We start from the raw sequence: 11,889 nt of genomic DNA on the forward strand, positions 1-11,889 counted from the left end.
GGGGCGGCTTACTGCGCGGCGTGCTGCTGTTCCGGCGTCGGATACAGCTCATCCATCGAGACGGAACGGCCGTTATCCAGCACGATGCGGGCGTGGTAGCGTTTGAGCAGCCGCGGCTCTGCCACGCCGCAGCTGTGGGCGATGATGCCGGCTTCCTTTTTCATGTTTTGGGCGTAACAGGCGACGCGTTCCGATTTGCTGGCCGGGTCGAGGCCGAACTGCAGCCTGCGGTCGTGGGTGGTGATGCCGGTGGGGCAGGTGTTCTTGTTGCACTGCAGGGCCTGGATGCAGCCGAGCGCAAACATGAACCCGCGGGCGGAGTTGACGAAATCGGCCCCGGCGCAGAATGCCCAGGCGACCTCTGACGGGTTGATCAGCTTGCCGCTGGCGCAGACCTTGATCCGGTCGCGCAGGCCATAGCGGATCAGGGTGTCGATGGTCAGCGGCAGGCTTTCGCGCAGCGGCATCCCCATGTTGTCGATCAGGCTCATGGGGGCGGCGCCGGTGCCGCCGTCGGCGCTGTCGATGGTGATGAAATCCGGGGCGCTTTCGATCCCGCGGGAGAGGATTTCCTGGCAGAGCCCCTCGGTAAAGCCATAGGCGCCCAGCACCGCCTTGAAGCCCACCGGCTTGCCGGTCACCTCGCGGACATAAGCGATCATGTCCAACAGGTCGCCGACGCAGTCGATTTCCGGGTGGCGGTTGGGGCTGATTGCGTCCTCGCCGGGGGTGAGGCCGCGGATTTCGGCGATTTCCTGTGTCACCTTGGCGCCTGGCAGGATGCCGCCCTTGCCCGGCTTGGCGCCCTGGCTGAGCTTGAGTTCAAACATGCGGACGGTGTCATGGGCGGCCACCGCGCGCAGCTTGTCCTCGTCAAAGCCGCCTTCGGGCTTGCGCACGCCGAATTTGCCGGTGCCGATCTGGAACACGAGGTCGCAGCCGCCTTCCAGATGGTAGGGCGACAGGCCGCCTTCGCCGGTGTTGAGCCATATGCCGGCCTTCTTGGCGCCAGACGACAGCGCCCGCACCGCGGGGACGGAAATGGCGCCATAGCTCATGCCGGAGATGTTGAAGATCGAGGCCGTGGTGTAGGGATGGCGCGCATAGGGGCCGATGGTGATTTCGGCCGGGGGCGAGGCCTCATGCGACAGCGACGGGAACGGGCAATTGGCGAAATAGATCGTGCCGGGCCGCCGCAGATCGCGGGTGGAGCCGAAGGCAATGGTCGAATCCACATTTTTTGCGGCGCGGTAGACCCAGGAGCGTTCGGCGCGGTTGAACGGCATCTCCTCGCGGTCGAGGGCAAAGAAATACTGCCGGAAGAACTCGCCCAGATGCTCGAACAAATAGCGGAAGCGGGCGATCACCGGGTAGTTGCGGCGCAGGGTGCTGTCGGTCTGGGTCTTGTCGCGGACATACAGAACGATCAGCCACAACAGGCCCGCCCCGATGGCGAAGATGAACGCATATGACAGGAATTCGAGCAGCGCCAGGACGGTGCTGGATATCTGGGACATGGTCTCTGTCGCTCCTTCAGGGGCTGGCGGCGCGGTTGGCTCCGCACGCCTGGCTTATGCCGTTACAGAATGCGCATTGGCCGCCGCGATTGCATTCACGGGCCGATCACATCCTCAGGAGCCGCGCCGGCGGCGGTGTGAGGGCAGGCTGCCCGCGGGGCTGACGTGCCCACAGGATAACGGCTGGCAGGCCGGTTTGGTTCCGCCCTGCGGCGCAGGCGTGGCTCCTGTTCGGGATACTGCGCCGGCGGGGTGAAAGTTGTCCAGACTGGAGACAGGCCGCAGGCAGGCTGCAGGCAGGTCACTGGGACGCGGCGGGCGCGGGCTGGCAGGCGGTGCGGACGTCCTGGACGAACAGCTCCACCGCGCGCCGGTGGACCTGGCTGCGCCGGGTGGCGAGCGAAAACGCCGAGTGCCAGCGCAGCTGCGGATGGCTCAGCTCGCGCAGCCGGCCCGCGCGCACCCGGCTTTCGGCATAATGCACCGGCAGCGGGCCCAGGTAATGGCCGGTTTCGATCAGCATCGCCATCGCCTCCATATTGGCAACCACCGCCTGGGGGTCGGGGCTGCCGAGGTCGGGGGAAACCAGCATGTCATAGGAACGCTGGCAAAGCGGGTGCCGGGCGATCTCCTGCGGGCTGACCTGGTGCTGCGGCTGGGTGAACAGCGGGTGGCCCTGGCCGCAATACAGCCGGTGCTCCTCGCTGCACAGCGCCTCATACGCCAGGTCGGCAATCTGATTGCGGAACGGCGCGATGGCCGCGTGCAGCGCGCCGGTGATCAGCTGCTGGGTCAGGTCTGAGGGCGGGGCGACAACGATTTCCAGCTGCACGCCGTTCGGGCGGGAGAGGAATTTCTGCAACGCTCGCGGCAGGTTGAGACCGGGCAGGCTGCTGACCGCGTCCACCACGCCGATGCGCAGGCTGCCGGTGACGGCATCGCGCAGCTCCAGCAGTTCGGCGTCGAAATCGCGGGCGCTGCGCAGGATTTCGCGGGCCTTGCGGTAGGCGATTTCGCCCCTTTCGGTCAGGCGGAAACCGCCGCGGCCGCGCTCGCAGACCCGGTAGCCGAGCGAGGTTTCCAGGTCGCGGATGCGGATGCTGATCGCCGGCTGGGTGATCCCCAGCGCATATTGCGCGTCAGAGAACCCGCCGCAGTCGGCAACAGTGACAAAGGTTTCCAGCAGCGTGTTGCGCAGCAGTTTCATGGCGCTGATCCTCCCCGGCTGACATGGCGGTAATACATTAAGAACGTTTATGTGACGATAAGCATCATGATATTCTTTCATGAAAGCGTCCGTGCTCAACTGCCCTGAAACCTGGCTATGGAGACGCGGATGTCTGCACACAGTTACGAAACCGGCCGCCTGAACCTGCCCTTTGTCGGCATCGCCACCTTCGGCAAGAAGCCCTATGTGGAGGATTGGGACAGCATCAACGCCGACGTGGCGATCCTGGGCGCGCCCTTCGACTTCGGCTGCCAGTTCCGCTCCGGCGCCCGCTTTGGCCCGCGGGCGGTGCGCGAGGCCTCGACACTGTTCAGCTTCGGCCATGCCGGCGCTTATGACCACGAGGATGACGCCACCTACCTGGGCGCGGATGTGCGGATCGTCGATCTGGGCGATGCCGACATCATCCACACCAAGACTGAAGAGAGCCACGCCAACATCGAATACGGCGTCAAGAAGATCCTGGAGGCAGGCGCGCTGCCGGTGACCATCGGCGGCGATCATTCGATCAATATCCCCTGCATCAGCGCCTTTGCGGAAGATTGCGCGAAAAACGGCCCGATTCATGTGGTCCAGATCGACGCGCATCTGGACTTTGTCGACGAGCGCAAGGGCGTCACTGACGGCCACGGCAACCCGATGCGCCGCGCGATCGAGAAGGACTATGTCTCCGGCATGACCCAGCTGGGCATCCGCAACGTGTCCTCCACCGCCAGAGAAGGCTATGCTGACGCGCGTGAACGCGGCTCTGACATCCTGTCAGTGCGGCAGGTGCGCAAGCTGGGCACCGGGGCAGTGCTGGACCGCATCCCCAAAGGTGCGCGCTATTATGTGACCATCGACATTGACGCCTTCTGCCCCTCGATCGCGCCCGGCACCGGCACCCCCAGCCACGGCGGGTTCCAGTATTATGATGTGCTGGAAATCCTGCAGGGCCTGTCCAAGCGCGGCGATGTGGCGGGTATCGACCTGGTCGAGGTCGCCCCGGCCTATGACCCCTCCGAAAGCACCCAGATCCTGGCCGCGCAGCTGTTGCTGAACTTCATCGGCTTCATTTTTCACAACAGGGGATAAGGGCCTGCTCCCGGTGCTGTGCCAGGCCGGGCGGCAGAGGCTGACGTATCAGCGGTCCATCTTGCCTTCTGCAAACGCCCGGGCGGCTGCCACGGCCTCCGGGTCGGGCTCCACCCCGGTGAATCCCAGCAGATAGCCCTCCAGCCGGGCGGTGCGGGCCTGCATCGGCTCGCGCACCTCCAGCGCGTGGTAGCCGCATTGCATGAAGTAGAGGATACGGGCACGGGCGTCGGCCTCATAGGGCGTATAGCCGTGGCGCTCGAACATGGCGGTCACCGCCTTGAGCCGCAGCGCGTCCGCCGCGTCGATCCGGTTGCGCACCTTGCCGTCGCGCCGCGACCATTCGCGCACCGCAAAGTCCAAGGACGCGTCGAACAGCGCTGGATCGACGAAGCAGCGGAAGAAGTTGCAGACCGCCCAGGTGATATTGTCAGCTGGCAATTCGCAATGGGTCAGGACCGGTGCGGTGTTGCGCGCCTCCCAATCGTCCAGCAGCGCCTCCAGCAGGTGTTTGCGGCTTTTGAAGTACCAGTAGAAGCTGGAACGCGAGACGCCCAGACGCTCGCCGATGGCCAGCACCTTGACCCCCGCCACCCCGTCGCTGACCAGAAGATCGCGGGCCACGTTCAGCCAGTCCTCGGGGGTGACTTTCACGTGGCCGCTGAGCGGTTCCTTGTCCGGGTTGTCCCGGTGCAGCACGGGGGCGGCGCGTCTGGCCATGTCAGCTCTCCGGCGGTGCGCCGCCCTCGGCGGTGCGTTTGGCGATGAAGGCTTGCAGCGCTTCAGCGCGGGTTTCATCTGTTTGGGGCCGGTTATCATGGGCCAGGATGTCCTTCCAGACCCGGGTGGCGCGGCTGTTGGCATCCAGGCTGCCGCGATCGGTCCAGGTGCCGAAATTGGCGTAGTCATGCACAACCGGCTGGTAGAACGCTGTGCTGTAGCGTTCCATCGTCTGGGGCGCGGCAAAGAAATGCCCCTGCGGCTCCACTTGCGACAGCGCGCTGGCGTAGCCGATTTCCTCCGTCCCCGCCTGGGCGCCTGCACAGAGTTCGGCGATCATGTTGAGAACCTCGGCGTCGGTGATCAGTTTTTCGTAAGAGACCGACAACCCGCCCTCCAGCCAGCCGGCCGCGTGGATGATCACGGTGGCGCCCGCCATCAGGCAGCCCCAGAGGCCCATCTGGTTTTCATTGGCGGCCTGCACGTCGTTGCAATTCGAGGCCGACCCTGCGGCGGACCGCCAAGGCAGGCCGAGGAAGCGCGCCAGCTGGCCTGCCGCCAGCGAGGCCTGGAAATGCGCAGGCGTGCCAAAGGCCGGCGCGCCGGATTTCATGTCCACGTTGGAGGTGAAGGTGCCGTAACACACCGGCGCGCCGGGCTTGGCAAGCTGGGTCAGGGTGATGGCGGCCAGAACCTCGGCATGGCTGAGGGTGATGGCCCCGGCAACCGTGATCGGCGCCATTGCGCCCATCAGTGTGAAGGGGGTGACAATCGAAACCTGCCCGTGGCGGGCAAAGTCGATCAGACCTTGCGCCATCGGAATGTCCAGCGTGCGCGGGCTGTTGGTGTTGATGATGGTATAGCAGCGCGGTTCCGCCATGAATTCCGCATCTGTCAGCCCGCGGAAGTCGCGGATCATCTCGAAACAGTCCATCACCTGCGGCGTGCCGCGCGAGAAGATGAAGGGGAACTTGTCCGTCCGGGTCATCTGCGCCTCGGTGGTGAAGTAATGGCGCAGGTGCACCGGCACGTCCTGCGGCTCCACTTGGGGGGAGATCATGTGAAAGACGTCAAAGTGATGGGTAAGCTGCAGGTATTCCAGGTAATCCCGGGCTGAGCCGGGGCGGCGGCCGCGCTCCAGATCGGTGGCATTGGGGGCGCCTGCACCCGCCTGGAACACCAGGCTGCCCAGCTCCAGCGTGATGTCGCGCGCCCGCGCACCTGCCCGGCAGGTGATCGAGCGGGGGGCGGTAGCCAGTGCCGCCTCCACCATATCGCGGCCGATATAGACCATCTCCGCATCGTCATCGACGCGGGCGCCGCCCTTGGCATAAATCCGGCGCGCTTGCGGCAGCATCACCTTCATGCCCAGCTCTTCCAGTATGTTCAGCGCGGTTTCATGCATGTCCGCGATCTGATGCGCCGGAAAAACCTCCATCAGCGGAAAGGGGTTCTTCAGCTGACGGTAGTTCACCTGGCGTTTCGGGGCCTGGGCCGCAGCGGATTTACGGCCGCGCCGCCGGGCAGAGGGTTCAGGGGTCATACCGGGGTCTCCGCTGGGTGAAAGCGCACCATCTGGCGCGTCACATTGTCAAAATTCGCGTTCACGCCCAGTTGCGGCGGTGCGGTCAGCTCAACGCGGCTGGTGCGGGTGAGAATGGCGTGTGCGGCGATGCGGGTTTCCATCCGCGCCAGCGCGGCACCGAGGCACATGTGCGCTCCCTGGCCAAAGGCGAGGTGCCGGTTCGGGCTGCGGTCCGGCTGGAAATCATCCGGGTCATCAAACACCGCCGGGTCGCGGTTGGCGGCGGTCAGCCAGACCACCACGCGGGCGCCCTTGGGGATGGTGACGCCGTGCAGTTCCGCATCCTGCAGCGCAAAGCGGTCGATATTGCGGATCGAGTTGCGCATCCGCAGGGTTTCCTCCACCGCGCCATCGGCCAGGGCGGGGTCCGCGCGCAGCCGGGCGGCCTGAACCGGGAAAGCATCCAGCAGCCGCATGAAATTGGTGATCAGGTTGGTTGTGGTCTCGTTGCCCGCCAGCAAGAGCAGCATCGCCATCGACAGCAATTCAGCTTCGGAGAGCTGTTCGCCTTCCGGGCCGGCGTTGCGGAAGGCGGCAAACAGTGCCTCGCCGCCCCAGCCGGGGCGCGAGAGGAAGTCGCGGAAATAGGCAGTCATCTCCTCTCCGGCCAAGCGCCCCCGCTCGGCCAGCGCCGGATCCAGCTCCGGCAGCCAGGTGACCGCGCCGGAGTTGTCGCCCAGCACCGCGGTCCATTGCCGGATCTGATCCATGTCTTCGGGCGGCAGGCCCAGCACCTCGCAGATCATGGCAACGGTGATTTGCGCGGCGAAATCCTCGACCAGGTCGAAATCCCCGGTTTGCAGCGCGATCTCCATGTGTTTGTTCACCACCTTCTGCACTGCCGGGCGCAGGGCTTCGATCGCCTTGGCCATAAAGGCCCGGTTGGCGATCATGCGCAGGCGGCGGTGGTTGTCCCCGCTTGCGGAAATCATGTTGTTGAACAGGAAGCTGAGGTTGGCGTCTGCCATGTCGCCGCCGCCCTGCAGGCCGCGGTCGGAAGAGAAGACATCCGGCGACAGCAGCACCTGGCGCACATCTTCGTAGCGGAAGATGTGCCAGCTGTCAGTCAGGCCCGGGGACAGGTGATACACCGGGTGTTCTTCCCGCATAAAGGCCAGAACCGGATAAGGGTCGGCCCTGAATTCCGGGCTGGTGAGCGCGTTGAACTGATGCAGGAGGGACATGGGGTTAAACCCGCATAGCCGTGCCGACGGGGTCGTATGGGGAGGGGGCAATCACGCGTGCGGCGAGTTCCTGGCCGACGATATGCACGGTCAGCTCGGTGCCTTCCGCAGCTGCATCCCGGTCCACCATCGCCATGGCGAGCGATTTGCCCACGGTGTGCCCATAGCCGCCGGAAGTCACAAAGCCGACGCGGGTATCGCCCTGCCAGACCGGCTCAAAGCCGCTGGCGTCGGCGTCCGTGGCGTCCACCTGTAATGTCACCAGCACCTGCGCCGGGCCGCCGGCCTCGCGTTCCTTCAGCGCGGCGCCGCGGCCGATGAAGTCCTTGTCCCAGTCGATCCAGCGGTCCATGCCGGTTTGTGCGGCGGTGTAGCCTTGGGTGAATTCGGCGCTCCAGATGCCAAAGCTCTTTTCCAGCCGCAGGCTCAGGAGCGCGTTGAAGCCGACCTCGCGGATGCCGAGGTCCGCGCCAGCCTCCAGCAGGGTTTCGCGCAGGGTGATGTGTTCGGCGGCGGAGCAGTGGAGCTCATAGCCCAGTTCCCCCGCGACCGAGAGGCGGCCGACCTTGAGGCGCAGCATGCCGATGTCGAACGTGCCGCAACCCATGAAAGGCAGGTCAGCGATGGGGCCGTCTGTCAGTTTTTCCAGCACCTTGCGGCTGTTCGGCCCGGAGAGGCTGAAGCCGGTGACGGCATCGGTCACGTCCCGCACCCCGACGCCCTCGCCCATGTGGTCCTGGAACCAGCGCAGGTGCCATTCGCGCAGGTAGTAGCTGCCCATGATCCACCAGCTGCCATCGCCCCAGTTGAAGACGGTCAGATCGCCCTTGAGGCGGCCTTCGGGTGACAGCATCGGTGCCAGCTTGGCGCGGCCCGGTGCGGGGAGTTTTGAGGCCATGATACGGTCAAGCCAGGCCTCGGCGCCTGTGCCCGTGACCTCGAACCTGGAGAAGGCAGAGATGTCCAAAAGGCCCACAGCCTCGCGCACCGCTTTGCACTCGTCCGCAACGATGCCGAAGGCGTTGGAGCGTTTCAGGGTCGGGGTTTCGGTGAAGTCTTCCGAGGGCGCAAAATAGAGCGGGATTTCAAGCCCGTAGCTGGCGCCCCAGCGGCAGCCTGCGCGGGTCATGCCGTCATAGGCGGGGGCCTTTCTCAGCGGGCGGCCTGCGGGCAATTGCTCATTCGGGTAGGTCATCACGAAGCGGCGGGTGTAGAACTGGCCGGTGGTTTCCTTGATGAACCGCTTGTTCTGGGCGTAGTCGCCGAAGCGGGCCACATCCATGCCAAAGACATCCGCCTCCGGCTCTCCGTGGATCATCCATTCGGCCAGCGACTTGCCAACGCCGCCGCCCTGCAGGAAGCCCGCCATCACGCCGCAGGCGCACCAGTAGCCGGGCTTGCCGCGCACCGGGCCGACCAGCGGGTTGCCGTCGGGCGCAAAGGTGAAGGCGCCGTTGACCCAGGTTTTGACGCCAGTGGTTTGCAGCGCAGGGTAGCGTTCAAGGCCGAGGGTGAGTTCGCGTTCGATGCGGTCCGGGTCTTCCTGCTGCAGTTCGAAGCCGTATTCCCAAGGGGCCCCGTCCATCATCCAATGCTCGTGGTCGATCTCGTAGATGCCCAGAAGGATTCCCTTCTGGTCCTGCCGCATATAGGTGAAGCCCTCCAGGTCCACGGTCATCGGCACCTCGAAATCGAGCTGTTCCAGCTCGGGGATGGTGTCGGAGATCAGATAGTGGTGATTGAGCGGCGATACCGCCAGTTCGATGCCCGCCATGCGGCCCACCTGCTTGGCCCAGAGGCCCGCGGCATTGACCACATGCTCGGCGTGGATGGTGCCCTTTTCGGTCACCACCTGCCAGCCGCCCGCGACCTGATGCAGCTCCAGCACGCGGTTGTGTTCTATCACCTCCGCACCGCGTTTCCTGGCGGCCCCGGTATAGGCGTGGACGGTGCCGGTGGTGTCAACGTAACCTTCGCGGTCGGCCCACATGCCGCCGAGGATGCCCTCGGTGGACATGATCGGGCACAGCTCGCCCGCTTCCTGCGCTGTGATCAAGCGGCAGTCGTCGATGCCGATGGATTGGAAGGTGCGGTAAGCCGATTGCAGCCATTCCCAGCGGTCGGGTGTGCCCGCCAGCGTCATGCCGCCGGTCATATGCATGCCGACGGACTGGCCGGATTCCTGTTCGATCTCGGACAACAGGTCGATGGTATAGGCCTGCAGCGAGGCGATGTTCGGGTCCGCGTTCAGCGCGTGAAAGCCGCCCGCGGCGTGCCAGCTGGAACCTGCCGTCAGCACCGAGCGTTCGATCAGGCAGACGTCGGTCCAGCCGAATTTGGTCAGGTGATAAAGAACAGAGGCGCCGACAACGCCGCCCCCGATGACAACGGCACGATAGTGCGTCTTCATGGCTTTGCTCCCTGTCTGACACCGCCGGGTCAGCGGGGAGCCTCCCCGAATCCGCCCTTTGGACATTATTGTCCAATTCATCGGCTATCCTGGACAGTCTTGTCCAGAGAAATCTTGCGGGGGCGGTATCAGGCGCGGGACAGGGTCAGAGGTCCAGCTCGATCGTGCCCGTTGCCGGAACGGCGCAGCAGATCAGCGCGCTGCCGTCCTCGGGCGCGGCGGAGGGCGGGGTGCGGTAGGCGAGTTTGCCTGCGAGAAGCCGGGTGGCGCAGCTGCCGCAATTGCCTGCACGGCAGCTGAACTCCGGCGTCAGCCCGTGGCGTTCGGCCAGTTCCAGAAGGGTTCCGTCCGCCGGGGTCCAGGGCTGTTCAAAGCCCGTTTTTTTGAAGCGGACGATGGCGGAGTCTGCTTCGGGAACAGCGTCCTGGAGGTTCGGTGTGTCTGTGGCGCGTTTCAGCGCGGAGGGGCCGAAAGCCTCGGCATGGATGTCAGCGTCCTTGACCCCAAGGCCCAGCAGCCCGTCATAGGCCGCCTGCATGAACCCGCCCGGGCCGCAGAGGTAGATATCGGCGTCCGCCGGCGGCAGCACCTGTTGCAGGACGTCTGCGGTGAGCCGTCCGGTGAGATCGAAGTCCCGGCCTGCCGTGTCCGTCGCAGCGGGCGCGCTGATCAGCGAGACATAGCGGATCTGGCCGCCGGAGGCCTGCTCAAGACTGCGGAACTCGCGGGCAAAGGCGCGCTCCCCCAGGGTGCGGGCCGCGTGCAGGATGGTCAGCGGGCGCAGATGGCGGGTGCGGACCCCCTCGCGCAGGGCGTGGCGCGCCATGGCGATCATCGGGGTGACGCCGACCCCGCCGGCGATCAGGACCGCGGGGCGGTCCTCTGCGGTGTCGAGGAAGAACCCGCCGCGGGGCGCCTTGGCCTCGATCACCGCGCCCGTTTGCAGATGGGCGTGCAGGTGGCGGGACACGGTGCCGGTCTCCTCGCGCTTGACCGAGATGCGGTAATGGCCCTCGCCGGGGGCGGAGGACACGGTGTAGGTCCGCACCAGCGGCTTTTGTGCATCAGGCGGCGTGATGCGGATGGTCAGGAACTGGCCGGCCTCAAAGGGCAGCAGCGGCCCGCCGTCCTCCGGCTCCAGGTAGAAGGATCGGATCACGGTGCTTTCCATCTCTGTCCGGGTCACCCGGTAGCGGCGCCAGGTGCTGCGCTGCTGTTCCAGCTGCGCGCGGGCCTCAGCCTCTGCCCAGGTTCCGGTCATCAGCGTATTGGGTGAAAACGCACCGCGTTCGGCGCGCAGGGGCAGGATGCCTTCCAGCCAGGTGCCCTTGTGCAGGGTGAACCGCCAGCCGCGCTCAGCACCGTCGAAGGCGGTGACCTCCGGATGCGTCTCGTCCAGCAGCTCGACAGTGCCGGTGAGCAGCAGCAGGCTGCCGGTGGTGAAATCCGGGAACACCAGGCCCGCGCGCGGGTTCAGCAGGAAATTCCCCAGCGTGTTGAAGTGGTTGTTGCCCGGGAAGTCGGGGATGGTCAGGCGGTTGCCGTCGATGCGGACAAAGCCGGGCCGCCCGCCGCGGTGCGAGACATCGACGCCTTCGCGTTCCGGGCGGCTGGCGGCGGGGATGTGGCTGGCGACAAAGAACATGTCGGCCCCGGCGATCAGCGCGGTGTGGCTGCTGCCGAAATCTGTGAAGTGCTGAGGCTGAGCGGGGGCGTGTTCTTTTGCAGGTTCCAGCCCGCGCAGCTGGATGTATTGCGGGCAATTGCCGAAGGACTGGTCGACCCGCAGCGTAAAGCCATCAGGTCCGGCGGCAGACACCCGGCCGTTGACCCGGTTGCGGCGGCGGCTGTGCAGTTCGATCCCAAGCATCCCAAGCGCGGCGCCTTTGCGGACCGCGGCCTGCACCGGATCGCGGGTATCCGGCTGCAGCGCGATATCCAGGTGCTGCGGGTCCGGCGAAGCGGCAAAACCGGGCGGGCCGGCCAGCAGGCTTGCCCAGGGCCAGCCTTCGCTGTCCACGGCACCCGCTGCCAGGACCGGCAGCTGGGCATAAAACAGCCGGTGCTGGTCCGGCATGAAGGAGCGGATCACCCGGCGGCCAAAGGTCTCCATCATCTCGCGCTTGCCGGCGCGGTGCTGCATTTCCTGTTCGCCTTCGTGGAAGGGGGAG

The 11,889-nt window shown here is 65.7% G+C and carries 8 protein-coding genes; 1 reads left to right on the forward strand and 7 read right to left on the reverse strand.

Annotation, left to right across the window (positions count from 1 at the left end):
- Nucleotides 1–8: 8 nt before the first annotated feature.
- On the reverse strand, nucleotides 9–1,517 hold the full coding sequence (locus tag ACTRWG_RS17795; protein ID WP_027233993.1) for an FMN-binding glutamate synthase family protein: 1,509 nt from the start codon (nucleotides 1,515–1,517) through the stop codon (nucleotides 9–11).
- Nucleotides 1,518–1,818: 301 nt separating this feature from the next.
- A complete protein-coding gene (locus ACTRWG_RS17800; protein WP_027233994.1) occupies nucleotides 1,819–2,724 on the reverse strand; it encodes a LysR family transcriptional regulator in 906 nt (301 codons plus the stop codon).
- 129 nt (nucleotides 2,725–2,853) lie between these two features.
- On the opposite strand from ACTRWG_RS17800, the gene speB reads away from it, so the two are divergent.
- Nucleotides 2,854–3,819: an agmatinase gene (gene speB / locus ACTRWG_RS17805; RefSeq protein WP_027233995.1), complete on the forward strand. Its 966-nt coding sequence runs from the start codon at nucleotides 2,854–2,856 to the stop codon at nucleotides 3,817–3,819.
- Between the two features lie 48 nt (nucleotides 3,820–3,867).
- Here speB and ACTRWG_RS17810 read toward each other — a convergent pair whose 3' ends face one another.
- From ACTRWG_RS17810 to ACTRWG_RS17830, 5 genes are all read right to left on the reverse strand, one after another.
- The gene (locus ACTRWG_RS17810; protein ID WP_027233996.1) at nucleotides 3,868–4,539 is read right to left on the reverse strand and encodes a TetR/AcrR family transcriptional regulator; all 672 of its coding nucleotides are present in this window, start codon (nucleotides 4,537–4,539) and stop codon (nucleotides 3,868–3,870) included.
- Nucleotide 4,540: 1 nt separating this feature from the next.
- Nucleotides 4,541–6,082 (reverse strand): trimethylamine methyltransferase family protein, encoded by a 1,542-nt coding sequence (locus ACTRWG_RS17815; RefSeq protein WP_462829722.1) that lies wholly within the window; start codon nucleotides 6,080–6,082, stop codon nucleotides 4,541–4,543.
- Nucleotides 6,079–7,308 carry a cytochrome P450 gene (locus tag ACTRWG_RS17820; protein WP_462829723.1) on the reverse strand — a complete coding sequence of 410 codons (1,230 nt, stop codon included), beginning with the start codon at nucleotides 7,306–7,308 and terminating at the stop codon, nucleotides 6,079–6,081. Before ACTRWG_RS17820 ends, ACTRWG_RS17815 begins: the two co-directional genes overlap by 4 nt.
- A gap of 4 nt (nucleotides 7,309–7,312) precedes the next feature.
- Nucleotides 7,313–9,718, reverse strand: coding sequence for a GcvT family protein (locus ACTRWG_RS17825; RefSeq protein WP_462829724.1), 2,406 nt, complete (start codon nucleotides 9,716–9,718; stop codon nucleotides 7,313–7,315).
- A gap of 145 nt (nucleotides 9,719–9,863) precedes the next feature.
- Nucleotides 9,864–11,889 (reverse strand): FAD-binding oxidoreductase (locus ACTRWG_RS17830; RefSeq protein ID WP_462829725.1); only part of this gene is annotated, 2,026 nt, incomplete at its 5' end.

This window comes from Leisingera sp. G5_S3_59_S7 (genome assembly GCF_054968485.1).